The 25,322-nt window shown below is 71.7% G+C and carries 23 protein-coding genes, 1 pseudogene and 1 riboswitch; of the genes and pseudogenes, 12 read left to right on the top strand and 12 right to left on the bottom strand.

Annotated elements, in window-relative coordinates:
* Positions 1 to 151 precede the first annotated feature (151 nt).
* Positions 152 to 961: a histidinol-phosphatase gene (hisN, locus tag ABZX65_RS30925; RefSeq protein WP_355347365.1), complete on the bottom strand. Its 810-nt coding sequence runs from the start codon at positions 959 to 961 to the stop codon at positions 152 to 154.
* Between the two features lie 145 nt (positions 962 to 1,106).
* On the opposite strand from hisN, the gene ABZX65_RS30920 reads away from it, so the two are divergent.
* The gene (locus ABZX65_RS30920; protein WP_355347362.1) at positions 1,107 to 1,655 is read left to right on the top strand and encodes a TetR family transcriptional regulator; all 549 of its coding nucleotides are present in this window, start codon (positions 1,107 to 1,109) and stop codon (positions 1,653 to 1,655) included.
* A gap of 36 nt (positions 1,656 to 1,691) precedes the next feature.
* Here ABZX65_RS30920 and ABZX65_RS30915 read toward each other — a convergent pair whose 3' ends face one another.
* The 4 genes from ABZX65_RS30915 to ABZX65_RS30900 form a co-directional block, all read right to left on the bottom strand.
* The gene (locus ABZX65_RS30915; protein ID WP_355347359.1) at positions 1,692 to 2,015 is read right to left on the bottom strand and encodes a multidrug efflux SMR transporter; all 324 of its coding nucleotides are present in this window, start codon (positions 2,013 to 2,015) and stop codon (positions 1,692 to 1,694) included.
* A 99-nt stretch (positions 2,016 to 2,114) separates the two neighbouring features.
* Complete coding sequence (gene rsgA, locus ABZX65_RS30910) at positions 2,115 to 3,116, bottom strand: ribosome small subunit-dependent GTPase A (protein WP_355347356.1); 1,002 nt, start codon at positions 3,114 to 3,116, stop codon at positions 2,115 to 2,117.
* A gap of 8 nt (positions 3,117 to 3,124) precedes the next feature.
* On the bottom strand, positions 3,125 to 4,594 hold the full coding sequence (gene aroA / locus ABZX65_RS30905) for a 3-phosphoshikimate 1-carboxyvinyltransferase (RefSeq protein ID WP_355347353.1): 1,470 nt from the start codon (positions 4,592 to 4,594) through the stop codon (positions 3,125 to 3,127).
* A gap of 245 nt (positions 4,595 to 4,839) precedes the next feature.
* The gene (locus ABZX65_RS30900) at positions 4,840 to 5,553 is read right to left on the bottom strand and encodes a M50 family metallopeptidase (RefSeq protein ID WP_355347350.1); all 714 of its coding nucleotides are present in this window, start codon (positions 5,551 to 5,553) and stop codon (positions 4,840 to 4,842) included.
* Between the two features lie 108 nt (positions 5,554 to 5,661).
* Here ABZX65_RS30900 and ABZX65_RS30895 point away from each other — a divergent pair, with 108 nt between their 5' ends.
* Together ABZX65_RS30895 and ABZX65_RS30890 are read left to right on the top strand one after the other, a co-directional pair.
* Positions 5,662 to 6,477, top strand: coding sequence for an SOS response-associated peptidase (locus ABZX65_RS30895; RefSeq protein WP_355347347.1), 816 nt, complete (start codon positions 5,662 to 5,664; stop codon positions 6,475 to 6,477).
* Positions 6,477 to 7,184 carry an alpha/beta family hydrolase gene (locus tag ABZX65_RS30890; protein WP_355347344.1) on the top strand — a complete coding sequence of 236 codons (708 nt, stop codon included), beginning with the start codon at positions 6,477 to 6,479 and terminating at the stop codon, positions 7,182 to 7,184. The genes ABZX65_RS30895 and ABZX65_RS30890 overlap by 1 nt, the downstream gene beginning before the upstream one ends.
* Here ABZX65_RS30890 and ABZX65_RS30885 read toward each other — a convergent pair.
* Entirely contained in the window at positions 7,123 to 7,722 is a 600-nt protein-coding gene (locus ABZX65_RS30885; RefSeq protein WP_355347341.1) for an XRE family transcriptional regulator, read from the bottom strand. The two genes, ABZX65_RS30890 and ABZX65_RS30885, sit on opposite strands and share 62 nt — an antisense overlap.
* 210 nt (positions 7,723 to 7,932) lie before the next feature.
* Here ABZX65_RS30885 and ABZX65_RS30880 point away from each other — a divergent pair, with 210 nt between their 5' ends.
* From ABZX65_RS30880 to def, 6 genes and pseudogenes are all read left to right on the top strand, one after another.
* Entirely contained in the window at positions 7,933 to 8,796 is an 864-nt protein-coding gene (locus tag ABZX65_RS30880) for a sigma-70 family RNA polymerase sigma factor (protein WP_355347338.1), read from the top strand.
* A complete protein-coding gene (rsrA, locus tag ABZX65_RS30875; RefSeq protein ID WP_355347335.1) occupies positions 8,793 to 9,116 on the top strand; it encodes a mycothiol system anti-sigma-R factor in 324 nt (107 codons plus the stop codon). Before ABZX65_RS30880 ends, rsrA begins: the two co-directional genes overlap by 4 nt.
* 326 nt (positions 9,117 to 9,442) lie before the next feature.
* On the top strand, positions 9,443 to 10,777 hold the full coding sequence (locus ABZX65_RS30870) for an HD-GYP domain-containing protein (protein ID WP_355347332.1): 1,335 nt from the start codon (positions 9,443 to 9,445) through the stop codon (positions 10,775 to 10,777).
* 815 nt (positions 10,778 to 11,592) lie between these two features.
* Positions 11,593 to 12,441, top strand: a pseudogene (locus ABZX65_RS30865) (HD domain-containing protein); the annotation flags it as partial.
* A gap of 192 nt (positions 12,442 to 12,633) precedes the next feature.
* Entirely contained in the window at positions 12,634 to 13,629 is a 996-nt protein-coding gene (locus ABZX65_RS30860) for a hypothetical protein (RefSeq protein WP_188283420.1), read from the top strand.
* Between the two features lie 131 nt (positions 13,630 to 13,760).
* A complete protein-coding gene (gene def / locus ABZX65_RS30855; protein WP_355347329.1) occupies positions 13,761 to 14,447 on the top strand; it encodes a peptide deformylase in 687 nt (228 codons plus the stop codon).
* A 94-nt stretch (positions 14,448 to 14,541) separates the two neighbouring features.
* Here def and ABZX65_RS30850 read toward each other — a convergent pair whose 3' ends face one another.
* From ABZX65_RS30850 to ABZX65_RS30840, 3 genes are all read right to left on the bottom strand, one after another.
* Entirely contained in the window at positions 14,542 to 15,555 is a 1,014-nt protein-coding gene (locus ABZX65_RS30850) for a ribonucleotide-diphosphate reductase subunit beta (RefSeq protein WP_355347326.1), read from the bottom strand.
* A complete protein-coding gene (locus ABZX65_RS30845) occupies positions 15,555 to 17,960 on the bottom strand; it encodes a ribonucleoside-diphosphate reductase subunit alpha (protein WP_355347425.1) in 2,406 nt (801 codons plus the stop codon). Before ABZX65_RS30845 ends, ABZX65_RS30850 begins: the two co-directional genes overlap by 1 nt.
* Before the next feature lie 211 nt (positions 17,961 to 18,171).
* Positions 18,172 to 18,317, bottom strand: a riboswitch (cobalamin riboswitch).
* 77 nt (positions 18,318 to 18,394) lie between these two features.
* Complete coding sequence (locus tag ABZX65_RS30840) at positions 18,395 to 18,673, bottom strand: hypothetical protein (protein WP_355347323.1); 279 nt, start codon at positions 18,671 to 18,673, stop codon at positions 18,395 to 18,397.
* Between the two features lie 89 nt (positions 18,674 to 18,762).
* Between ABZX65_RS30840 and ABZX65_RS30835 the strand changes: the two genes are divergently transcribed.
* Entirely contained in the window at positions 18,763 to 19,716 is a 954-nt protein-coding gene (locus ABZX65_RS30835) for a helix-turn-helix domain-containing protein (protein WP_355347320.1), read from the top strand.
* 88 nt (positions 19,717 to 19,804) lie between these two features.
* Here ABZX65_RS30835 and mctP read toward each other — a convergent pair whose 3' ends face one another.
* From mctP to ABZX65_RS30820, 3 genes are all read right to left on the bottom strand, one after another.
* Positions 19,805 to 21,427, bottom strand: a complete 1,623-nt coding sequence (gene mctP / locus ABZX65_RS30830; protein WP_355347317.1) for a monocarboxylate uptake permease MctP — start codon at positions 21,425 to 21,427, stop codon at positions 19,805 to 19,807.
* Complete coding sequence (locus ABZX65_RS30825) at positions 21,424 to 21,699, bottom strand: DUF3311 domain-containing protein (protein WP_355347314.1); 276 nt, start codon at positions 21,697 to 21,699, stop codon at positions 21,424 to 21,426. The genes mctP and ABZX65_RS30825 overlap by 4 nt, the downstream gene beginning before the upstream one ends.
* Positions 21,700 to 21,817: 118 nt before the next feature.
* On the bottom strand, positions 21,818 to 22,594 hold the full coding sequence (locus tag ABZX65_RS30820) for a GntR family transcriptional regulator (RefSeq protein ID WP_355347422.1): 777 nt from the start codon (positions 22,592 to 22,594) through the stop codon (positions 21,818 to 21,820).
* Between the two features lie 319 nt (positions 22,595 to 22,913).
* On the opposite strand from ABZX65_RS30820, the gene ABZX65_RS30815 reads away from it, so the two are divergent.
* Both ABZX65_RS30815 and ABZX65_RS30810 read left to right on the top strand, forming a co-directional pair.
* Positions 22,914 to 24,209, top strand: coding sequence for an extracellular solute-binding protein (locus ABZX65_RS30815; RefSeq protein ID WP_355347311.1), 1,296 nt, complete (start codon positions 22,914 to 22,916; stop codon positions 24,207 to 24,209).
* A gap of 91 nt (positions 24,210 to 24,300) precedes the next feature.
* Entirely contained in the window at positions 24,301 to 25,308 is a 1,008-nt protein-coding gene (locus ABZX65_RS30810; RefSeq protein ID WP_355347308.1) for a sugar ABC transporter permease, read from the top strand.
* Positions 25,309 to 25,322: the final 14 nt, after the last annotated feature.

Below are 25,322 nucleotides of genomic sequence, written 5' to 3'. Positions count from 1 at the left end.
GGAGACGCTCGCGTGAACGGTTTCACAAGTTCACAAGCGGGGGCACCTTCATAGTCACACGCCCCCGGAGGACCGGCAAGGGGGCGCGCGAAGCTCCCGCCGCGAGGTGACCCGCCGCCGCGCGCGGCTCGCGCCGCGCCGCTCCGACCTGCTAGGCGACGCCGTCCGAACCGCCCACGTACCCCAGCAGCTCCTCGTGCAGCAGGCCGTTGGAGGCCGCCGCGTTCCCGCCGAAGGGGCCCGGCTCGCCGTCGAGCGAGGTGAAGCGGCCACCGGCCTCGCGCACGATCACGTCGTTGGCCGCCATGTCCCACGTGCTCAGCTCGGGCTCCGCGCAGATGTCCACCGAACCCTCGGCGACCATCATGTACGGCCAGAAGTCGCCGTAGCCGCGGGTGCGCCAGACGTCGCGCGACAGGCGCAGGAAGCCGTCGAGCCGCCCCCGCTCCTCCCAGCCGCTCAGCGAGGAGTACGCGAAGGACGCGTCCTCCAGCCGGCTCACGCCCGAGACGTGCAGCCGGGTCGCCGACGACAGGCTGCGGCCGGTGTACGCGCCGTCGCCCTTCGCCGCCCACCAGCGGCGGCCGAGCGCGGGCGCGGAGACCACGCCGACCACGCTCTCGTCGCCCTGCTCGCCGCGGACCATCAGCGCGATCAGGGTCGCCCACACCGGAACGCCGCGCACGTAGTTCTTGGTGCCGTCGATCGGGTCGATCACCCAGCGGCGCGGCCCCGCGCCCTGGCTGCCGTACTCCTCGCCGAGCACCGCGTCCCGCGGGCGCGCCCGTGCCAACTGGCCCCGGATCAGCTCCTCGGCCGCCTTGTCCGCCTCGCTCACCGGCGTCAGGTCGGGCTTGGTCTCGACCTTGAGGTCGAGCGCCTTGAAGCGGGCCATGGTCGCGGCGTCGGCGGCATCGGCCAGCACGTGGGCCAGGCGCAGATCGTCGTTGAATTCGGGCATAAGCCGAACAGTAGCGATCTCGCCTGGTCCCGGTCATCTCCGCCCTGCGCGCAACCTTGACAGACCAGGACAGCGCGTCAATTCTTTCCGCACGGCCGCTGTCCGCGCCATCGCGCGGACACCTCGTGGCGCCTTGGAGGCAATGATGCCTACAGCGCGGGAATCGCTCCTGGACGCGGCGTTCGCCGCGCTCGGCGACCGGCCCTGGGAAGCCGTACGGATGGTCGAGGTCGCGGCGGCGGCCGGGGTGTCGCGGCAGACCCTCTACAACGAGTTCAGCAGCAAGGAAGGGCTCGCGCGCGCCCTCGCCCGGCGCGAGACCGAGGGCTATCTGGCCGGTGTCGACCGCGAGTTGGCCGCCGCGGGCCGGGTCGGCGCCGACGCGGGGGAGTGCTTCGCGGGCGCCGCGGGCTGGACCCTGCGGTCCGCCCGGCGCAGCCCGGTGGTCGCCGCAGCCCTCACCGGCGCCGAGGGCGGCCTGGTCGAATCCCTCAAGGCCCGTACGGTCGACGCGCTCGTCCGCGGCTACCCGCGGCTGCGGCCCCAGGACATCGGATGGGCCTGCGAGGCGGCGATCCGGCTCACCCTGTCGTACGTGATCGCGCCCGCCGCCAGTGACGAGGAGGCGTGTCTGCGGGTGGCGCAGCTCGTCCGCAGCCTGCTGTCGTGGCCCGCGACGGGGGAGGAGCCGTAGCGGGCCACGGTCCGCGCGGGCGCCGCCCGTGAACCGTCAGTGCGCCGAGCCGGAGATCTGGAGGCCGATGACGCCCGCGATCACCAACGAGATGGACACGATCTTCAGCGTGGAGACGACGTCGCCGAGGAAGATCATGCCGTAGATCGCGGTGCCCGCCGCGCCGATGCCGGTCCAGACGGCGTACGCCGGGCCGACGTCCAGCTTCTTCAGCGACAGCGTCAGCAGACCGAAGGAGCCCAGCGCGAACAGGGCGAAGGCGATGGTCGGCCAGATACGGGTGAAGCCGTGCGACAGCTTGAGGCAGACCGCGAACCCCGTCTCAAGGATGCCTGCGACCACCACGAGCAGCCAGGCCATCGGGTGCCTCCCGTTCCCACTCCGTCTCCGAAACCTGTGTGCGCTGTCGATCATCACACAGCCTGCCCGGAAACCGCCCCTCCGGTCGCCGAAAGCGCGTCAGTCTCCCTCGCGCCGCTCGCGGGTGGCCAGCAGCCGCCGCAGCGAGTCCAACCGGGCGGGCTCGGCGTGCCCCGCCGCGACCCACGCGTCCAGCGCGCACTCCGGCTCGTCGTGCGAGCAGCCGCGCGGGCACTCCTCGGTGCCCGGCTCCAGGTCGGGGAAGGCGTGGATGACCCGCGACGGATCGATGTGGTGCAGGCCGAACGACCGTACGCCCGGAGTGTCGATCACCCATCCCGTGTCGCCCGGCAGCGGCAGCGCGAGCGCCGAGGTGGTGGTGTGCCGGCCGCGCCCGGTCACCGCGTTCACCGAGCCGGTGGTGCGCTGACGCTCCACCAGCGCGTTGACCAGCGTGGTCTTTCCGACGCCGCTGTGGCCGACGAAGGCCGTCACATGCCCGGCCAGCCGCTCGCGGATCTGGTCGACCCCGCCGGTCAGGAAGTCGTCCCTGTTGGTCACCACATACGCCAGGTCCAGCGCGCCGTACGTCTCCAACAGCGGCGCGGCCGGGGCCAGATCGGACTTGGTGAGCACCAGCAGCGGCTTCAGGCCCGCGTCGAAGGCCGCGACCAGGCAGCGGTCGATCATCCGGGGGCGCGGCTCGGGGTCGGCCAGCGCCGTGACGATCGCGAGCTGGTCGGCGTTGGCGACCACCACCCGCTCGAACGGGTCGTCGTCGTCGGCCGTCCGCCGCAGCACCGACTTGCGCGGCTCGATCCGTACGATCCGGGCCAGGGTGTCCTTCGCGCCCGACAGGTCGCCGACGACCGCGACCCGGTCGCCGACCACCATCGACTTGCGGCCCAGTTCGCGGGCCTTCATCGCGACCACCTCGCGGTCGTCGACCAGCACGGTCAGCCGCCCGCGGTCCACGGTCAGCACCATGCCCTCGGCGGCGTCCTCGTGCTTGGGCCTGATCGTGCTGCGCGGCCGGTTGCCCTTGGCGTTGGGGCGGACTCTGACGTCGTCCTCGTCGGGGTTCTTTCCGTAGCGGCGCACGGCGGTCCTCAGCCCCGGCCCGGTGCGGTGGTGTCCGCTGTGTCCGTCGCGTCCGCCGTATCCGTCGGGTCCGCCGTGCCGGTTGTCTCCGCTGTCTCGGTCGTCTCCGGTGCGGCGGCGCCCGGGGTGACGGCGCCCGGCGTGGAGATCCCCGGCGCGGGCGCGCGGCCCGCGAGCATCGCCGTCCACAGCTCGGGGAATTCGGGCAGGGTCTTCGCGGTCGTCGCCACGTTCTCCACCTGGACGCCGTCCACGGTCAGGCCCAGGACGGCCGCGGCGGTCGCCAGCCGGTGGTCCTCGTAGGTGTGGAAGACCCCGCCGTGCAGGGTGGTCGGCCGGATGCGCAGGCCGTCCTCGGTCTCGGTGACGTCACCGCCCAGCTCGTTGATCTCCTTGGCCAGCGCGGCCAGCCGGTCGGTCTCGTGCAGCCGCAGATGCGCGATGCCGGTCAGCACGCTCTCGCCCTCGGCCAGCGCCGCGACCGCCGCGATCACCGGGGTCAGCTCGCCGACCTCGTGCAGATCGGCGGTGATGCCGAGCACCCGGCCGGTGCCGCTGAGGGTCAGCCCCTGCTCGGTCAGCTCGTACGAGCCGCCCATCGCGGTGAACAGCGTGCGCAGCGCGTCACCCGGCTGGGTGGTGCGGCGCGGCCAGTCCGGGATGGTCACCCGGCCGCCGGTGATCAGCGCGGCGGCCAGGAACGGCGCCGCGTTGGACAGGTCGGGCTCCACCGTCAGGTCCCGGCCGAGCAGCGCGCTCGGCGCCACCCGCCACACATTGCGCGCGCCGCCGTCCTGCGGGGCGTCCACCTTGGCGCCGGCCTTCCGCAGCATGTCCACGGTCATCCGGATGTGCGGCTGGGACGGCAGGGTGCGGCCGGTGTGCCGCAGTTCGAGGCCCCGGTTGAAGCGCGGCGCGGACAGCAGCAGCGCGCTGACGAACTGCGAGGACGACGACGCGTCCACGGACACGCTCCCGCCGGACAGCGAGCCCGCGCCGTTCACGGTCAGCGGCAGGGAGCCGCGGCCCTCGTCGTCGATCCTGGCCCCCAGCGCGCGCAGCGCGTCGATCACGCCGTGCAGCGGACGCTCGTACGCCCGCGCGTCGCCCTCGAAGCGGACCGGGCCGTCGGCGAGCGCGGCGACCGGCGGCAGGAAGCGCATCACGGTGCCCGCGTTGCCGACGTCGATCCGGGCGGGGCCGTGCAGCCCGGCGGGGATGATCCGCCACGCCTCGCCGCCGGACGGGTTGACCGTCTCGTCGATCTGCACGCCCATGGCGCGCAGCGCGTCGGCCATCAGGACCGTGTCGCGGCTGCGCAGCGGACGGCGCACCCATCCGGGTTCCGTGGAGTGCGCGGCGAGCACCAGAGCGCGGTTGGTCACCGACTTCGAGCCGGGCACCGTGACGGTCGCGTCCACGGCGCGGGGCGCGGTCGGGGCCGGCCAGAGGGCGGTCTGCGCGGTGCTGTCGCTCATGGGGCCCAAGCGTAGTGGCTCAGGCACAGGGAGATAGGACGCCGAATGCGGCGAAATCTGCCGGAAACAGGTGCTGTCACTCTCGGCCACATGCGCCGGGGTCGTGCGCCGGGCTCATGCGCGGGGCCAGTGCCGTGGGTCTGTGCGCCGGTCTGCCCCCGTTGCCCCGGCCGTTCTCTCCGCCGGGGCCGCCACGGCCGTCACGGTGGGTGTTCCCCGTCACTCCCGTCACCGCCGTCACCGCGTTATTGGAGGAGCAGCCACCGGGCGCCGCCCACCAGCGAGCAGATCGCGACCGCGTAGAACAGGAGCAGCCACAGGGCCGCCGGAGTGTGCGTGAGCCGGGCGAGCTGGTCCGCGTCCGAGGTGCCGGAGCGCTCACGGCGCCGCGTACGTTGCAGCTCGGCGACCGGCCGCGCGCCGCCGACCAGCAGGAACCACACCACCAGATACGCGAACGCCGCCTGTACCTGCGCCTTGGTCAGCCAGGACACCAACAGGAAGATCGCGCCGGTGACCACCACGGTCAGCGCCCCGTACGCGTTGCGGATCATCACGAGCATGACCAGCAGCAGCGCCGTCGCGCCCCACAGCAGCGCGGTGATGTGGCCGGATGCCAGCAGCCCCGCGCCCGCCAGACCCAGCAGCGGCGGCGCGGTGTACCCGGCGGCGGCCGTCAGCACCATGCCCACGCCGTGCGGCTTGCCGCGCGAGACGGTCAGGCCCGAGGTGTCCGAGTGCAGGCGTATGCCCTCCAGGCGCCGCCCGGTCAGCAGCGCGAGCAGCCCGTGACCGCCCTCGTGCGCGATCGTCACCGCGTTGCGCGTGACGTGCCACACCCGCCGCAGCAGTACGGCCGCCAGCGCGAGCAGCGCCGTCGCGCCGATCAGCCAGCGCGAGGGATCGGGCTGTGTCCCCGTCAGCCGGTCCCACATCTCGGTGACGCTCGCGACGTTCATGACGTGGCCAGTCCTTGCTACTAGGGGGCTGCGGAGGGGAGTGCCGGGGGCTTGCGAAAGGGCGGACTGTGGGCCGTTCGGGTCCACGGTCGTGGCAGTCTGGCACCTATGTGCGGTCGATATGCGGCGAGCCGGAAACCAGAGGATCTCGCAGGACTCTTCGAAGTCCGTAAGTGGGACCCCACCGAGACCATCGCCCCCGATTGGAACGTCGCGCCGACGAAGGACGTCTACGCGGTGCTTGACCGTCCCGTGCGCGACTCCGGTTCCCCGGAACCGGTCAGACAGTTGCGCGTGCTGCGCTGGGGCCTGGTCCCGTCGTGGGCCAAGTCGCCGGAAGGAGCGGCCAAGCTGATCAACGCGCGGGCCGAGACGGTGCACGAGAAGCCGTCCTTCCGCCGTGCGCTCACCGCCCGGCGCTGCCTGATACCCGCCGACGGCTATTACGAGTGGGTGACGGCGCCCGAGGAGCGCGCGCTGGAGGAGCAGGGCAGGAAGAAGCGGTCCCGCAAACAGCCGTATTTCGTGACGCCCGCCGACGGCTCGGTGATGGCGATGGCCGGGCTGTACGAGTTCTGGCGCGACCGGACGCTGCCCGACGACCACCCGATGGCCTGGTGGGCCACCTGCACGGTGATCACCACGGCGGCCGAGACCGACACCCTGGCCGGATACGCGGGCGAGGGCCCGCGCTCGCTCACCGACATCCACCCCCGGATGCCGCTGATGATGACCCCCGACCGCTGGAACGCCTGGCTCGACCCGGCCACCACCGACCCCGACGCGCTCGGCGCCCTGCTCGCCCCGCCGCCCGGCGGCCTGATGCGCGCCTATCCGGTCGGCACCGGTGTGAGCAGTGTGAAGAACAACGGACCGGAGCTGCTGACGGAGCTGGAGGCGCCCGAGGAGGAGACGCTGTTCTGATGACAGCACGCGCAGCACACACAGCGTCCCCGTCCCCCGAGCGGTCGGTGGAAACGGTCGGCACCCCCGCGGGCGAGGCCCGCGTCACCTGGCACCGCGCCCGCGCCGCCCGCGCGGTCCTCGCGCTCGGCCACGGCGCGGGCGGCGGCATTGAGGCCCGCGACCTGGCCGCGCTCGCGGCGGCGCTGCCCGCGCACGGCGTGACCGTGGCACTGGTCGAGCAGCCCTGGCGGGTGGCGGGCAAGAAGCTGGCGCCCGCGCCCAAGACGCTGGACACCGGGTGGACGGCGGTGTGGCCCGCGCTGGCGGAGCCGGGGCTGCCGGTGGTCGCGGGCGGACGCAGCGCCGGCGCCCGGGTGGCCTGCCGTACGGCGAAGGAGCTGGGCGCCGCGGCCGTCCTCGCGCTGTCCTTCCCGCTGCACCCGCCGGGGAAGCCGGAGAAGTCCCGCGCGGCCGAGCTGGACCTGGGCGCCGCGGCCGGGCCGCTGCTGATCGTGCAGGGCGGCAACGACACCTTCGGGCGGCCCGCGGAGTTCCCCGCCGGGTACGAACCGGTCGAGGTGCCGTACGGCGATCACTCGTTCGCCGTACCCAAGCGCGCGGAGCTGACGCAGGACGCGGCGCTGGCCGTGCTGACCGGGGCCGTCAGCGACTGGCTGGCCGGGCTCGGACATGCATCCGCTCGCCCTGGCGGCCGAAAAGGCTGAGCACCTCGACGGTCTCGTGCCCCGCGGGCCCGAACCAGTGCGGCAGCCGGGTGTCGAACTCGGCTGCCTCGCCCGCCCGCAGCTCCAGATCCTTGTCGGCGAGCAGCAGCCGCAGCCGCCCGGAGAGCACGTAGATCCACTCGTAGCCCTCGTGGGTGCGCTGCTCACAGGGCTTGTTCGGCTCGATGATCATCTTGTACGCCTGGAGCGCGCCCGGGTGCCGGGTCAGCGGCAGCACCGTCATGTGGTCCATCTTGCGCGGCACCGTGCGCACCCGCGGGTCGCCGACCTCGGGCGCGCCCACCAGTTCGTCCAGCGGCATCTGGTGCGCGCGGGCCAGCGGCAGCAGCAGTTCGAGCGTGGCGCGCCGCTGCCCCGACTCCAGCCGCGACAAGGTGCTCACCGAGATCCCGGTCGCCTCCGCCAGCGCGGCCAGCGTCACCCCGCGCTCCAGCCGCGCCGCCCGCAACCGCGGCCCGACCTCGGCCAGAGTGCGCTCGACGCCGTCGTCCGTGCCCTTGGGTGCTTTCTCCGCCATGCGCCGATTTTGCCATACCGGCAAGCACGTTTGCCGTACGACCCCGGCGCGAACTCCGGACGACCGCCGTGCGACTTCCGCGCGATCCGCCCGCGCGCCCCCTGTGCCACCGGGAATGAGCCGCGCGATACCGGTGTTGTGCGAATCGGCAGAACGATTCGATCCCGCATTGACGAAGCAATCCGTGAGATCTGTGAGAGAGGCAGCCGCATGGTTTCAGCCGCTTGCCGGTCCCGCGCAGAGGCCGCACAGGCCACCGCGCGACCGGACGCAGCCGCGCCCTACCTGAACTGGGCCGAATGGCCGGTCAAGGACGACGGCAAGGGCGCATCCGGCACGTCGATCTCCAGCGGGATATCCTCCGGAACAGGCGTGGCCGCTTTTGGGCGCGCTGACGTTTCTGAGGAGGTGGGTGCGGTCACCGGCACCGACGACAGCACGGCGGAAAACGCGAGTGCGTCCGGTGAGGCAGCACAGGAGAGCAGCGCGGAGCGCACCGAGCGCTTCGAGCGGGACGCCCTTGGCTTCCTCGACCAGATGTACTCGGCCGCGCTGCGGATGACCCGCAATCCGGCCGACGCGGAAGACCTCGTCCAGGAGACGTACGCGAAGGCGTACGCCTCCTTCCACCAGTTCCGTGAGGGCACCAACCTCAAGGCGTGGCTCTACCGCATTCTCACCAACAGCTTCATCAACTCCTACCGCAAGAAGCAGCGCGAACCGCTGCGCAGCGGCTCGGAGGAGATCGAGGACTGGCAGCTCGCACGAGCCGAATCCCATATGTCGACCGGCCTGCGCTCCGCGGAGTCCCAGGCGCTCGACCACCTGCCCGACTCCGACGTGAAGGCGGCGTTGCAGACGATCCCCGAGGAGTTCCGCATCGCGGTCTACCTCGCGGACGTCGAGGGCTTTGCCTACAAGGAGATCGCGGACATCATGGGAACACCCATCGGCACAGTGATGTCCCGGCTGCACCGCGGGCGTCGCCAGTTGCGTGAGCTGCTGGAGGACTATGCGCGGGACCGCGGTCTTGTACCCGCGGGCGCGGCGGATGAGAAGGGCGCGGATTCATGAGTTGCGGCGACGCACATGAGACGGACTGCTCGGAGGTGCTCGGCCACCTCTACGAGTACCTCGACAACGAGATGCCCGATGAGAGCTGCGCCAAGTTCAAGGAGCACTTCGACGAGTGCCACCCGTGCCTGGAGAAGTACGGCCTCGAACAGGCCGTCAAGAAGCTCGTCAAGCGGTGCTGCGGCTCCGACGACGTGCCGACCGACCTCCGTTCGAAGGTCATGATGCGGATCGAGCTGATCCGCTCCGGTGAGGTCGCCCCGGTCCCGGACCAGGCGCCCGACATCCTCGCCACCCCGACCGAGGCCGAGGCCCGCTAGCTCCTGTCTCCACCGCCGGGCGCGCCAGGGCTTCCCCGCCGCCGTCGGCCACCGCCGGGACACTCCCCGGTACCCCTTCGTCCCGGCTCGTACCCCGTTGCGCTTGTGGACGGGGTTCGGGCGTTCGGACGAGGGCGCATACGCCTCACGTCACCCGTGCGGGTGAGCGTCGGGTCCCACGGACGGCCCAACCCCGGCAAACGCCTCTTCCACGACGGGCGCGGCCCTATCCTCCTGACTCTCAACGGGCCGGGAGCGAATCGGGCCGCGCCCGCCGCGCGTTCGCGCACGTTCGCGTACGGAGGAGGCCGCCTCTCGTGTCCGCCATGCCGACACCCGCACGGGTCACCGTGGCCGCCGTGTGCGCCGCCGGGACGCTGTGCGCCGCGCCCGCCCTGCGACCCGCCACCGCGTGGGGGACCGTCGCCGTACTCGCCGCCCTGTACGCGCTGTGCGAGCCCGGCGTGCTCCCCGACCGCGCCGCGGGCCGCCACCCGCCCGCCGCCGTCGGCCCGTTCCTGCCCGTCCTGCTGGCCGCCGCCCTGCTGCTGCCCCCGGCCGCCGCCGCGCTGGTGGCCGTCCCCGGCTCGCTCGCGGGCCGCGTGGAACAGGAGCCGCGCCGCGTACGGCGGCTGTGGCGCGCCGCCCACCTGGCCGTCGCCGTCTGGGCCGCCGCGCTCGCCGCCCGGCTGCTCGACGGCCCCCGCGCGCTGGCCGCCGCCGACCTGCCGTACGCGCTGCTGCCCGCGACCGCCGCCGCGCTCGTCCTCTGCGTCACCGCCACCGCGCTCACCGGCGCCGTCCTGGTCACCGCCGAGGGCCGCACACCGCGCGCGGCTTGGGGCGCCCCGTTGCTCGGCGCCCTCGCCCCGCACCTGACCTACGGCCTCGTCGCCCTCATGACCGCCGTCCTGTGGCAGGCCCGCTACGGCGCCTTCGCCGCGGTTCTCGTACCGCTGCCGATGTACGCGGCCTGCTGGGGATTCGCCCGCGCCCGCCGGGAACGCGACGCCCACCGGGCGACCGTGCGCGCGCTCGTCCAGGCCGTCGAGATCAAGGACCACTACACGCGCGGGCACAGTGAACGCGTGGGCCGCGCCTCGGTGTTCATCGCCCGCGAGCTGGGCATGCCCGAACCCCGCGTCGACGCCCTGCGGTTCGCCGGAATCCTGCACGACATCGGCAAACTCGGCGTCCCCACCCGCCTGTTGCGCAAGAACGGGCCGCTGACCCCGGCCGAGCGGCGGGTGGTCGAGCTGCACCCGGAGTACGGGCACGAGATGGTCCGCGGCATCGCCTTCCTCGGCGAGGCGCGGGACGCGATCCTGCACCACCACGAACGCCTCGACGGCAGCGGCTACCCGCACGGGCTCGCGGGCGACCAGATCCCGGAATTCGCCCGCGTGGTCGCCGTCGCGGACGCCTTCGACGCCATGACGTCCACCCGCTCCTACCGGCGCGCCCGGCCGGTTCGCGCCGCGCTCGACGAACTCCACGCCTGCGCCGGTACGCACTTCGACCCGGCGATGGTCGCCGCCCTGACGCGTGCGCTGGCGCACCGCTCCTGGCCGGTGGCCGCCTCGGGGCCGGTCGGCGCCACCACCGCCGGGCGGGGCCCGCTGCTTCTTCCGGCCGCCGTCTCCGCGCCGGTGCCGCGATGAGGGCCCGGCTCGTCCTGGGCGTGTACGGCGCCGCCCTCACCCTGACGGCCGCGGCCGTCGCCCGTACCGCCCTCACCGGCCTCTCCGCGCCCGGCACCGCCCTCGCCTTCGCCGCCGTCATCGCCGTGGGCGTCACCTTCCGCCTTCCCGCCCCCCTCGCCCCTCTTCCCTTCGGCGTCGACCGCGACACCGCGCCTCTCGCCACGGCGACGGCTCTCGCCTACGCCCTCCTGGCGCCGGGCCGCCACGGCCTCGCCCAAACCGTGGCCGTCTCCGCCCTCGCGGCCGCCGTCCCGCTGACCCTGAGCCGCCCCCGCCACGCAGCCGCCCCCGCCCCGCCCCCCTCACCCAGGTGGGCGCCCCCCAGGGCCGCGGCGGCCGCGGGCCCCTTGCGCAGGTGGCTGCCCCCCAGGGCCGCGGCGGGTGAGGGCCCTTTGCGCAGGTGGGTGCCCCCCAGGGCCGCGGCGAACGCGGGTCCCTTGCGCAGGTGGCTGCCCCGTAGGGGCGCGGGGAACTGCGCGCTCAGCCACGACGCTCCCGCAGGTCACCACCCGCCCCGGCGGGGCAGTTCGGTGGTCTCCGGACCACCGGCCGGTGGGGGCGGGCCGCGCAGTTCCCCGCGCCCCTTCGGGGCGGACCCTCCTGGGCAGGCGGACCCTCCTGGGCAGGCGGACCCTGCTGCGGGGGCGGGACCTTTTGGGGAGGGGCGCCCGGGTTCGGGGCGGCATGGGGGGTCGGGGGCCAAGGGGGACGGTGAGGTGCGGCGGGTCGCGGCAGCGACCTTCGCCGGGGTGTGCGCCCAACCCTTCGCGGGAGGCGAAGGCCCCGCGTACGCCGCCGCACTCCTGGCGGTCCTCGGCCTGACGGCGCTGTGCGACGCGGCGCTGGCGGCGGCCCTGGGCGCGGCCAGGACCGGCCACCCGTACGCCCCGGCGCTGCGCGACGAGGTGCGGGCGCTGGCGGGGATGGCCAGCGCGGTGTGCGCGGGCGGTGTGGTGATGGCGCTGGCGGTCGCGACGGCCGGGCTGTGGGCGCTGCCGATGGCCGCGGCGCCGCTGCTGCTGGCGCAGATGTCGCTGCGGGGCCAGGCGGCGGTGCGGGCCACGTACCGGCAGACGATCGGGTCGCTGGCGCGGGCCACCGAGGTGGCCGGGTACACACCGGAGGGGCACGCGCGGCGGGTGAGCGAGCTGGCGACGGCGGTCGGCAGGGAGCTGGGCCTGCCCGCCCGCCACCTGATGCTGCTGGAGTACGCGGCGCTGATGCACGACATCGGCCAGCTCTCGCTGGTCGACCCGGTGCCGCGCGGGGCGACGGAGCCGCTGGACGGCGAGCGGCAGCGCGCCATCGCCGCGCTCGGCGGCGAGGTGGTGCGGCAGACCGGCGCCCCGGCCGAGGTGGCGCTGATCGTGGAGCGGCAGGCGCACCCGTACCGGGAACAGCCGTTGGCGGGCCGGATCGTCCGGGCCGTCAACGCCTACGAGGACCTGACGGGGGAGCCGGGCGCGGCCCTCGACCACCGGCTCGCGGCGGTCGAGCGGCTGCGGTTGGCGACCGCACGTGAGTACGATCCGCAGGTGGTGGCGGCACTCACCAGGGTGCTCGCACGGCGCCCCACCTGGGCATGGTTGGATGCCCACGGGAGTGGCAAGGGTGTCGAGTGAGGAAGCGCGCTCACCGGGGAGCCGCGGACCGCACGGACCGGGTCGCCGGCCCCGGGGGACGGGGGCGACGGCCGGGCTGAGACAACGGCCAAAATGTGCAAGGTTGGAGTCGTACGGGGGGACGCGATCGTAGTGGTGCGGGAAGGCGACGTCCTGGCAGTGATCGGCTGAGCGGGCAGGCGGGTAACGACGTTGAACATCTTCGGAAGAGTGCGGCACCGGCCGTCGCCCACGTGGCGGCAGGCCACTGACCGGGCGTTCTCGCTGATCGGCGACGGCCGTTACGAGGACGCCGGAGCGCTGCTGACCCGAGCCGCCGATCTGGAGCCGTGGCTGTCGGAGTCCTGGTACAACCTCGCGCTGCTGCACAAGTTCCGGCACGACTGGGCGCAGGCCCGGATCGCCGGGCTGCGCGCGGTGGCGCTGCTCGACCGCCCGGTCGGCTCCCCCGACTGGTGGAACCTGGGCATCGCCGCCACCGCCGTGCAGGACTGGCCGCTGGCCCGCCGCGCCTGGCAGGCGTACGGCCTGCGGATGCCCGCGGGCACCGCGAGTCACAACGGCGAGGAGTCGGTACGGCTGCCGCTGGGCAGCGCCGCCGTACGGCTGTCGCCCGAGGGCGAGGCCGAGGTCGTGTGGGGCCGCAGGCTCGACCCGGCGCGGGTCGAGGTGCTCTCCATCCCGCTGCCGTCGTCCGGGCGCCGCTGGGGCGAGGTCGTGCTGCACGACGGCGTCCCGCACGGCGAGCGCGCCACCGCCGACACCGCGGGCGGCGCGGTCTACCCCGTCTTCGACGAGATCGAGCTGTGGGCGCCGTCCCCGGTGCCGACCTGGCTGGTGCTCCTCGAGGCGGACACGGCCGCCGACCGCGACGCGCTGGAGCGGCTGGCGGCGGAGGCCGGATACGCGGCCGAGGACTGGTCGTCGTCCGTCCGGCTGCTGTGCCGCACCTGTTCGGAGAGCCGGATGCCCACCGACGACGGCTCGATGGCCACGCGCGACCCGCACGACCACGGTGAGCCCGGTCACCCCGGCCACCTCAGCCACCACAGCGCGGGTGTGCGCTGGTCGCCGGAGCGCGAGTGCGGGATCGCCGCCCCCGCGTCCCTGGTCCGCGGCCTGCTCGACGGCTGGGTCGCCGACAGCCCGGACACCCGGGACTGGCGGGACCTCGAAGAGGTCTGCTGAACCGCACGCCCTGAACCGCGTGCCCCGAACGGCGAGGTGCGACGAACCACGAGGTGTGGGGAACACCGTCGTGCGCGGGCCCGTACCCTAGGGGGGTTCGTTTACGGGTTCGCGGAAGGCGTACGGCGCAGATGTCCCAGCAGCACACCGAGCACGGCCACGGTCACCAGCACCACCACGGGCATGACCACGACCACGCGCACAGCCACGACGCGGCCACCGAAGGCTTCCTCGACGACGTGACCGACGCGCAGGCGCGCGAACTGGCGTACCGCGAGCGCGGCACCGTCCGCCCGATCACCGTGGTCGGCAACCCGGTGCTGCACCGGGAGTGCAAGGACGTCACGTCCTTCGACGACGACCTGGACGCGCTGATCGCCGACATGTTCGCCAGCCAGCGCGCCGCCGAGGGCGTGGGCCTGGCCGCCAACCAGATCGGCGTCGACCTCAAGGTCTTCGTCTACGACTGCCCGGACGACGACGACAACCGGCACGTCGGCGTCGTCTGCAACCCCGTACTGGACGAACTGCCCGCCGACCGGCGCCGCCTGGACGACTCCAACGAGGGCTGCCTGTCCGTCCCCGGCGCCTACATGGAACTGGCCCGCCCCGACTACGCGGTGGTGCGCGGCCAGAACGCCAAGGGCGAGCCGATCGTCGTCCACGGCAGCGGCTACTTCGCCCGCTGCCTCCAGCACGAGACCGACCACCTCTACGGCCGCCTCTACATCGACCGTCTCTCCAAGCGCGACCGCAAAGACGTCATGAAGCAAATGGCCGAGGCCACCCCGAAGTTCGAAACGGTCCCCAACGACTGACCCGCCCCGCGCGCCCGCCCGACGGGAAAGGGGCGGCGGAAGGCTCATCGCCTTCCGCCGCCCCTTTCGCCGTTGACCGTTCCGGCCCCGGGGTCTAGAAGTCCTCGTCCAGGGCGAAGCTGCCCTCGACCGCGACCTGGTAGGCGGACGGGCGGCGCTCGAAGAAGTTCGTCAGCTCCTGGACGCCCTGCAACTCCATGAAGGAGAAGGGGTTCTCCGAGCCGTAGACCGGGGGGAAGCCGAGGCGGGCGAGGCGCTGGTCGGCGACGCACTCCAGGTAGGCGCGCATGGACTCGGTGTTCATGCCGGGCAGGCCGTCGCCGCACAGGTCGCGGCCGAACTGGAGCTCGGCCTCGACGGCTTCGCGCAGCATGTCGGTGACCTGCTGCCGCAACTGCTCGTCGAAGAGGTCCGGCTCCTCCTTGCGGACGGTGTCGACCACGTCGAAGGCGAAGCTCATGTGCATGGTCTCGTCGCGGAACACCCAGTTGGTGCCGGTCGCGAGCCCGTGCAGCAGGCCGCGCGAGCGGAACCAGTAGACGTACGCGAAGGCGCCGTAGAAGAACAGGCCCTCGATGCACGCGGCGAAGCAGATCAGGTTGAGCAGGAAGCGGCGGCGGTCGGCCTTGGACTCCAGGCGGTCGATCTTCTCGACCGAGTCCATCCAGCGGAAGCAGAACTGCGCCTTCTCGCGGATCGAGGGGATCTCCTCGACCGCGTCGAAGGCCGCCGCGCGGTCCTCGGGATCGGGCAGGTAGGTGTCGAGCAGCGTCAGATAGAACTGGACGTGCACGGCCTCCTCGAAGAGCTGGCGGGACAGGTACAGCCGCGCCTCGGGGGAGTTGATGTGCTTGTAGAGCGTGAGCACCAGGTTGTTGGAGACGATCGAGTCACCGGTCGCGAAGAACGCGACCAGGCGGCCGATCATGTGCTGCTCGGCGGGGCTGAGCTTGGCGAGGTCGGACACGTCGGAGTGGAGGTCGACCTCCTCCACGGTCCAGGTGTTCTTGATCGCGTCGCGGTAGCGCTCGTAGAAATCCGGGTAGCGCATCGGACGCAGGGTCAGCTCGAAGCCCGGGTCGAGCAGATTCTTGTCGGTGGACGTCATTACTGGCAGGCCTCGCAGGACTCGGGGTTCTCAAGGGAGCAGGCGATCGCGTCGGCGTCGGCGATCACCGGTACGGGGACGGGGGTGGCGGCCGTCTGCTGCTGGGCGCGGGCCGCGCGGGCGATCCGGGTCGCGGGCCGGGACCGCAGGTAGTACGTCGTCTTCAGGCCCTGCTTCCAGGCGTACGCGTACATCGAGCTGAGCTTGCCGATGGTGGGCGTCTCCAGGAACAGGTTCAGCGACTGGCTCTGGTCGAGGAACGGCGTACGCGCCGCCGCCATGTCGATCAGGCCGCGCTGCGGGATCTCCCACGCCGTGCGGTACAGCTCACGGATCTCGGCCGGAATCCAACTGAAGCCGTTCACCGAGCCGTTGGCCTCGCGCAGCGCCTCGCGGGACTGCGCGTCCCACACGCCGAGCCGCTTGAGGTCGGCGACCAGGTACGAGTTGACCTGGAGGAACTCACCCGACAGCGTCTCGCGCTTGAAGAGGTTGGAGACCTGCGGCTCGATGCACTCGTAGACACCGGCGATGGACGCGATGGTCGCGGTCGGCGCGATGGCCAGCAGCAGCGAATTGCGCATGCCGGTGGCCGCGATCCGGGCGCGCAGCGCCGTCCAGCGCTCCGGCCAGTTCAGCTCGGTCGCGTAGTGGTCGGGGTGCAGCACACCGCGGGCGGTACGGGTCTTGTCCCAGGCGGGCAGCGGGCCCTGCCGCTCGGCGAGGTCGCAGGACGCCTCGTACGCGGCGAGCATGATCCGCTCGGCGATCCGGGTGGACAGCTCGCGCGCCGCGGCCGAGTCGAAGGGCAGCCGCAGCTTGAAGAAGACGTCCTGAAGACCCATCACGCCCAGGCCCACCGGGCGCCACTTGGCGTTGGAGCGGCCCGCCTGCTCGGTCGGGTAGAAGTTGATGTCCACGACCCGGTCGAGGAAGGTCACCGCGGTCCTGACGGTCTCGTCGAGCCGCTCCCAGTCCATCTCGTCGCCCGCGCCGCCCCCCAGGGTGGCGAAGGCGCCCAGGTTCACCGAACCCAGGTTGCACACCGCGGTCTCGCCGTCGTCGGTGACCTCAAGGATCTCGGTGCACAGATTCGAGGAGTGCACGGTACGGCCGGGCTCCGCCGTCTGGTTGGCCGTACGGTTCGAGGCGTCCTTGAAGGTGATCCAGCCGTTGCCGGTCTGCGCGAGGGTCCGCATCATCCGGCCGTACAGCTCGCGCGCCGGGATCGTGCGCTGCGCCAGGCCCTTGGCCTCGGCCCTGCGGTACGCGGCGTCGAAGTCGTCGCCCCACAGGTCGACCAGCTCCGGCACGTCGGACGGCGAGAACAGCGACCAGTCGGCGTCGGTCTCCACGCGGCGCATGAACTCGTCCGGGATCCAGTGCGCCAGGTTCAGATTGTGGGTGCGGCGCGCGTCCTCACCGGTGTTGTCGCGCAGTTCGAGGAACTCCTCGATGTCGGAGTGCCAGGTCTCCAGGTAGACCGCCGCGGCGCCCTTGCGACGGCCGCCCTGGTTGACCGCGGCCACCGACGCGTCCAGCGTCTTCAGGAACGGCACGATGCCGTTGGAGTGGCCGTTGGTGCCGCGGATCAGCGAACCGCGCGAGCGGATCCGGGAGTAGGACAGGCCGATCCCGCCCGCGTGCTTCGACAGCCGCGCCACCTGGTGGTAGCGGTCGTAGATCGAGTCCAGCTCGTCCAGCGGCGAGTCCAGCAGGTAGCAGGAGGACATCTGCGGGTGCCGGGTGCCGGAGTTGAACAGGGTGGGGGAGCTGGGCAGGTAGTCCAGCGCGCTCATCAGCCGGTAGAGCGAGGCGACTTCCTCGGCGGCGCGCACCGAGTCGTCCTCGGCGAGACCGCAGGCCACGCGGAGCATGAAGTGCTGCGGGGTCTCGATCACCTGACGGGTGATGGGGTGCCGCAGCAGGTAGCGGCTGTGCAGGGTGCGCAGGCCGAAGTAGCCGAAGCGGTCGTCCGCACCGGCGGCCAGCGCCTCGTCCACCAGCGCGTCGAGCCGGGGCTTGTGCAGGGCCACGAAGGCGGCCGTGCGGTCGGCGATCAGGCCCTCGCGGTGCCCGACCGAGACGGACGCGGAGAACGACACCGCGCCCTGGCCCGCGGCCTCTTCGGCGATGGTCGAGGTCAGCAGCCGGGCGGCCAGCCGCGAGTACGCCGGGTCCTCGGAGATCAGGCCGGCCGCCGCCTCGGTGGCCAGGCTGTGCATCTCGGCCGCGTCGGAGGCGGCGTTACGGCCGCGCAGCGCGGCGGCGGCGACCCGGCCGGGGTCGGTGTCGGTCAGGTCGGCGGTGAGCCGCACCAGCGTACGCAGCAGGTCCGCGCCCGGGCCCTCGTCGGGACCGGCGGGAGGTCCGGGGAGAGGTCCGGAGGGGGGAGCCGAGGGAATCCGGGGGGCGACGGTGCGGAGTTCGGCTGAAGCGGGGTCTGCGGGCGCGATGGTCACGGTGGTGCTCTCTCCCTCGAACGCGGCGACGGCCAGGCGGGGAGGAGCGGGTACGCGTGCGGAGGCGCACCCCTGCTCAGGCATGGGCGTGCCGCGACGCGTCCGCCGGCCCAATCCGCGAGGCCCGGACACAACTGCGCCCGTCGCTTGTGGGCGCTACGGGCGCGCTGGCGGCAGGTCCTCGGGCTGTGCGGGCGTACGCCCGCTCACCGTTGCGGGGCAGCGCCGGATTCGCACCGGCTTCCCCTGCTCGACAGCGAAGTTGAGCATACATGTAGTGCCGCGGTTCGCGTGGAAGCCCAGATGTTGTGTCGTGAGGGCGGGTCGCCGAGGTCGGCGCGCAAGCGCCGGAGGGGATTTTATTCCCTCCGGCGCCCTCAGATCCGCGGGGCCGCGACCGCTGTGAGGGCCGGTTCGCGGCCTGGTTCGCGGCCTGGTTCGCGGCCTGGTTCGCGGCCTGGTTCGCGGCCTGGTTCGCGGTCCGCGCGCGCGGCGCGTCTCGCGTGCGCCCGGCGTGTCGCCTCGGCCTCGCGGGCGGCGTCGGCCGCGCGGATCTGGCGGGTGATCCTGGCCTCGGCGCGCAGGCCCAGGACGGGGACGAAGGAGAGGATGAGGAGGAGGGCGGAGAGGGCTGCGATGTCCAGGAGAACGGTCATGGGTCAATCGTGCTCGCGCCGCTTACCCGCGAACAGTGGCAGGACCGCCGTACTACCGCGACATCCTGCCAAGTGGCATCCTCGGGAGCATGCTGAAGAACGTGGCCGCGGTACTGCTCGACGGTGTCCACCCCTTCGAACTCGGGGTGATCTGCGAGGTGTTCGGCCTCGACCGCAGCGAGGACGGGCTGCCCGTGTACGACTTCGCGGTGATCTCCGGCGAGGGCCCGACGCTGCGCACGCACGCCGGGTTCGAGCTGTCGGCCTCCTGCGACATGGACCGGCTGGACGAGGCGGACCTGATCGCCGTACCGGCCGGGGACTCGTACATCGACCGGGACTTCCCGCCGCAGGTGCTCACGGCGCTCAACCGGGCCGTGGAGCGCGGCGCGACGGTGCTCAGCGTGTGCTCGGGCGTCTTCGTGCTGGCCGCCTCCGGCATGCTCGACGACCGGCGCTGCGCCACGCACTGGCGGCACGCGGAACGCCTCGCGAGCCGGTACCCGCAGATCAAGGTCGAGTCCGACGTGCTGTACGTGGACGACGCGGGGGTGATCACCTCGGCCGGTACGGCCTCCGGCATCGACGCCTGCCTGCACCTGGTGCGCAAGGAGCAGGGCAGCGCCGTCGCCAACGGCATCGCCCGCCGCATGGTGGTGCCGCCGCACCGCGAGGGCGGCCAGGCGCAGTACGTGGACCGGCCGCTGCCGCGCGGGCAGAGCGACACCGTGGCCGGGGTGCTGTCCTGGATGGAACGGCACCTGGACCGCGAGGTGACCGTCGAGGAGCTGGCCGCCCGCGCCCACATGTCGCCGCGCACCTTCGCCCGCCGCTTCCAGCAGGAGACCGGCACCACCCCGTACCGCTGGCTGCTGGGTCAACGGGTTCTGCTGGCACGGGAGTTGCTGGAGGCCACCGACCACACCATGGACGCCGTCGCGCTCCGCGCGGGGTTCGGGAACGCGGCGACCATGCGGCATCACTTCGCCCGCTGGACGGGGACCACGCCACAGGGGTACCGGCGCACTTTCGCCTCGCGCTGAGGCGCGGGTCCCCAAGGCGCGGGTCCCCAAGGCGCGGGCCGCACACCACAACGCGGCCTCGCGCCCCCGGGACCCGCCCCCTCGCGCTCTACGCCGGTGCGGGAACCGCCTCCTTCGCCGCCTCCTCCGCCTCCACCACGTAGTCGCCCTTCGCCGTCTCGTCCACGCCGTCGGGGGCCTTGAGGGCGCGCAGGACCAGGGTGAGGACGACCGCGACCGCCGCGTTCAGGACGAAGGCGGTGAGGCCGATGTAGCCGAGCTCGCCGATGCCGGGGATCTTCGCGGAGTTGCCGCCGAAGTGCGACTGGCTGGCGCTGGTCTGCTCGTACGCCTTCCACGTGCCGTACGCCATGCCCGCCGCCCAGCCGGCCAGCAGCGCCCAGCGGTGGAACCAGCGGGTGAACAGGCCGCCGACGATGGCCGGGACGGTCTGGAGGATCCAGATGCCGCCCAGGAGCTGGAAGTTGATCGCGACCGTCTTGTCCATCGACAGCACGAAGACGAGCGCGCCGACCTTGACCACCAGGGACGCGGCCTTGGAGACCTTGGTCTCCTGCGCGGGGGTGGCGTCCGGTTTGAACAGGTCCTTGTAGATGTTGCGGGTGAACAGGTTGGCCGCCGCGATCGACATGATCGCCGCCGGGACCAGCGCGCCGATGGCGATGGCGGCGAAGGCCACCCCGGCGAACCAGGAGGGGAACATGTCCTCGAAGAGCTGGGGGATGGCCAGTTGGGCGTTGTACCCCTTGACGCCCTTTCCGACGCCCGCCGCCAGCGCCATGAAGCCGAGCATCGCCAGCAGGCCGAGCATCAGCGAATACAGCGGCAGGATCGTGGTGTTGCGGCGGATGGTGTTGCGGCTCTTTCCGGAGAGCACGGCCGTCACCGAGTGCGGGTACAGGAAGAGCGCCATCGCCGAGCCCATCGCGAGCGTGGCGTACGCCCATTGGGCCTGCGGCGCCGACACCAGTGAGCCGCGCGGCTTGCCGGTGGCGGGATTGGTCACCTTGTAGGCCGCGTCCGCCTTGTCGAAGATGTCGCCGAACCCGCCCAGTTTGTACGGGATGTAGATGATCGCGACCACGATGACGATGTAGATCAGCGCGTCCTTGACGAAGGCGATCAGCGCGGGCGCGCGCAGCCCCGAGGAGTACGTGTACGCGGCCAGCACACCGAAGGCGATCAGCAGCGGCAGGTCCTTGACGAACCAGTTGGTGGAGTCGCCGCCGCCCACGCCCATCACGTCCAGCACGGCCTGGATGCCGACGAGTTGGAGCGCGATGTACGGCATGGTCGCGACGATCCCGGTGAGCGCCATCGCGACCGACAGGCTCTTCGACCCGAACCGGCCGCGGATGAAGTCCGACGAGGTCACGTACCCGTGCTTGTGCGAGACCGACCACAGCCGCGGCAGGAAGAGGAACACCAGCGGGTAGGTGATGATCGTGTACGGGACCGCGAAGAACCCGGCGGCGCCCGCGGAGTAGATCGCGGCGGGCACGGCGACGAAGGTGTACGCGGTGTAGAGGTCGCCGCCGAGCAGGAACCAGGTCACCCAGGTGCCGAAACTCCGGCCGCCCAGGCCCCATTCGTCCAGGTGCAGGGCGTTCTCCGCGCGTCGCCAGCGGGCGGCGAGGAAGCCCATCACCGTGACCAGGAGGAAGAAGAAGACGCAGACGCCGAGCGCCACGCCGTTCACGTCGTTCGTCACTTGCCCGCACCCCCCTTGCGCGCCCGCTCCTCGCGGCGCACCAGGACGTACGCGGTGTACGTCAGCAGCGCCGCCGCCGGCACCCACGCCATCTGGTACCAGTAGAAGAACGGGATGCCGATGAACCTCGGGGTGAGCCGCGAGTACGAGCCGACCCAGAGCAGCGCCACGAAGGGCGCGACCAGGCATATCCCGGCGATCACGCGCGACGCGGTGACCACCGGCCGCCGCGGCGGTGCGGGGTGTTCCTCAAGTGATAGGTCGTCGGGCATACGTGCGGCTCCCGTCCCCTAGAGCTACGAGTGTGACTCGCGGGAATCTAGGGGAGGGGAGTAGCGCACGTCACCATGTGTGCGGCGATCTCACTCGTGAGAAGTCAAACCGGCGGTCTCAGTCGGTGGGGCGGCTCAGTCGTGCCACGAACTTGTAGCGGTCGCCGCGGTAGACCGAGCGCACCCACTCGACCGGTTCGCCGACGGTGTCGATCGAGTGCCGGGAGAGCATCAGCATCGGCAGGCCGACGTCGGTGCCGAGCAGCCCGGCCTCGCGCGGGGTGGCCAGCGAGGTCTCGATGGTCTCCTCCGCCTCGGCCAGCCGCACGTCGTAGACCTCGGCCAACGCCGTGTAAAGGGACGTGTACTTGGCGAGGCTGCGGCGCAGCGCGGGGAAGCGCTTGGCCGACAGGTGCGTCGTCTCGATCGCCATCGGCTCGCTGTTGGCCAGCCGCAGCCGCTCGATCCGCAACACCCGGCCGCCGGCCTTCATGTCGAGCAGCCCGGCGAGCCGGTCGTCGGCGGTGATGTAGCCGATGTCCAGGAGCTGGGACGTGGGTTCGAGACCCTGGGCGCGCATGTCCTCGGTGTACGAGGTCAGTTGGAGCGCCTGGGAGACCTTCGGCTTGGCGACGAAGGTGCCTTTGCCCTGGATGCGTTCGAGCCGGCCCTCGACCACGAGTTCCTGGAGCGCCTGGCGGACCGTGGTGCGCGAGGTGTCGAACTCGGTGGCCAGCGTGCGCTCCGGCGGTACGGGCGTGCCGGGGGGCATGGTCTGGGTGATGTCCAGAAGATGCCGCTTGAGCCGGTAGTACTTGGGCACGCGTGCGGTACGGCCCGCGGTGCTCGCGGTCCCCGCCGTACTCTCCGCGCCACTGCCCGCGTCGCTGTCCATGACGTCTACTCCCGACTGCTGTCGTGCTGCCGTCACCGGCTCCTCCGTTATATGCGGCTCACATCGTGGCACGGCCTGACCTGGAGCGGGGAGGCGGTAGTGGTCGCTTCCCGCTCAGGTGTCGGTCCGATAACAGAGCCGACATGGGTTCTTATACACCCTTGACACCCCCAAAGGTCTAGGCCAAGCTCCGGGTACTGGTCTAAACCATTAACGACCAAATCCCAGACCCACGAGCAGGACGCGGCTGCACACGTGTCTCGCGGTAGCCGACATTTCGGGTGGTGGGGGGAGTTTCGGGCATCCTGAGGAGGGTGGCGTGAAGCGCAAGCTCATCGCGGCGATCGGCGTCGCGACCATGATTGCTGGTATTGCGGCCTGTGGGTCGGACAAGAAGGACGACAAGGCCGCTGAGAAGCCGGCCGACCAGACCGGCACGGTGACCGTCTGGCTGATGGCCGAGGCGCAGACCGCCTGGCCCGAGCTGGTACAGAACACCACCGCCCAGTTCAAGGCGAAGTACCCGAAGGTCAACGTCAAGATCCAGTACCAGCAGTGGAGCGACAAGGTCCAGAAGCTGGACGCCGCGCTCTCCGGTTCCAGCGCCCCCGACGTGGTCGAGCTGGGCAACACCGAGACCCAGACGTACATCCTCAACGGCGCTCTCGCCGAGCTGGACAAGAAGACCTTCCAGAACTCGGACACCTGGATCAAGGGCCTCGAGGACACCTGCACCTACCAGGGCAAGCTCTACTGCGCGCCCTACTACGCCGGTGCCCGCGTCGCGATCTACAACACCGCCGACTTCAAGGCCGGTACGGGCTCCGACGCCTTCCCCGCCACCGAGGACGAGCTGACCGCCGCCCTGGACAAGATCGAGGCGAAGAAGGGCGGCGACAAGACGTACTCGCCGCTCTACCTCCCCGGCCAGTACTGGTACGCGGCCATGTCGTACGTGAAGGCGTACGGCGGCCAGATCGCCAAGACCGACGGCAGCAAGTGGACCGCCGACCTGGAGAGCCCGCAGGCGCAGCAGGGCATCCAGCACTTCATCGACCTGGTGAAGAAGTACAACCACGGCGACCAGACCAAGGACGAGGCGGACCACGCCAACGTCATGGCCCACGAGAAGGCCGGCGTCATCTACGGCAACGGCTGGGAGTCCGGCTCGGTCATCACGCCGCCGAACGGCAACGCCAAGCTCAAGGACGTCATCAAGACGGCCACGATGCCCGGCCCGAACGGCAAGGCGCTGCCCTCCTTCATCGGCGGCTCCGACCTCGCCGTGGTCAACAAGTCCAAGGTGAAGGACCTCGCCAAGGAGTGGATCGCGGACTTCACCGACGAGAAGAACGAAGCCGCGCTGGTCACCAAGGCGACGCTGCCGAACAACACCAAGCAGCTCGAGCCGATGAAGGCCGACCCGGCCACCGCCGCCGCGGCCAACGCCGTGCCGGACGCCTGGTTCACGCCGATCGCACCGGGCTGGGCCGCGATCGAGAAGCAGGGCATCCTCAAGTCGATGCTGCTCGACATCCTCAAGGGCAAGTCCGTCGCCGACGCCACCAAGGCCGCCGACGACAAGATCAACTCGCTGATCAACACCGCCTCCTGACACGGCGGTCGTCACCAGGGGAGGGCGGTCCGCGGTCGCGGGCCGCCCGCCCCGGTATCCCGGCATGGACACCGAAGAAAGGTCAGAGCGGATGAGTGCCGCCGACACGCATGCCACCGAGCCGGTGACGGGGGGCCGCCCGCAGATCCCGCCGCCGCGCTCGACCGGTCCGGTCGCCACGACAGCGGGCCGCGCCGCCGGGCGCAACCGGCAGAGCAGATCGCTGCCGTATCTGCTGATCGCTCCGGCGCTGCTGATCATGATCGGCGTGCTGGGCTACCCGCTCGTCGACACCATCGTGCTGTCCTTCCAGGACGAGCGCCGCAACAACCTCTGGAACGGCGTCGCGGCGCCCTGGGTCGGCTTCGACCAGTACAGCTCGATCCTCGGCGACAGCGAGTTCTGGGCCGTGGTGCTGCGCACCGTGGTCTTCGTCGTCGTCTGCGTCGTCGCCACCATGTCGCTCGGCCTGCTGATCGCGCTGCTGATGCAGCGGGTCTCCAACTGGGTCCGGGTCACCATGAGCAGCGTGATGATCGCCGTGTGGGCGATGCCGCTGCTGGTCGCCACCTCGGTCTTCAAGTTCATGTTCGACTCCGACTACGGCCTGGTGAACCAGCTCCTCACCCGGCTGCCCGGCGTCGACTACACCCGGCACAACTGGTTCCTCAACCCGACCACCGGCATGGCGATCATCGCCGTCCTGGTCGTCTGGGGCGCCATCCCCTTCATCGCCATCAGCCTGCACGCGGCGCTCACCCAGGTCCCCAAGGAACTGGAGGAGGCCGCGCGGATCGACGGCGCCAAGGGCTTCGGCATCTTCCGCTACGTCACCTTCCCGATCATCAAGCCGGTCTTCGTGATGACCAGCACCCTGTCGGTGATCTGGGACTTCGGCGTGCTCGGCCAGATCCTGCTGATGCGCGGCGGCCAGCCCGAGCAGGACTACCAGACGCTCGGCCTGTACGCGTACACCCAGGCGTTCATCTCCAACTCCTTCAGCCGGGGCGCGGCCATCTCCGTGGTCTCCGTCCTGCTGCTGTCGGGTGTCGCCGTTTACTACCTGCGCCAGCTTCTGAAGATCGGAGAGGTCGAGTGAGCACCGCTGTCAAG

Source organism: Streptomyces sp. NPDC003300 (assembly GCF_040610915.1).
Lineage (GTDB): Bacteria > Actinomycetota > Actinomycetes > Streptomycetales > Streptomycetaceae > Actinacidiphila.
Note: the sequence above shows the minus strand (reverse complement) of the source record. Positions and strands in the feature narration are given on the sequence as shown.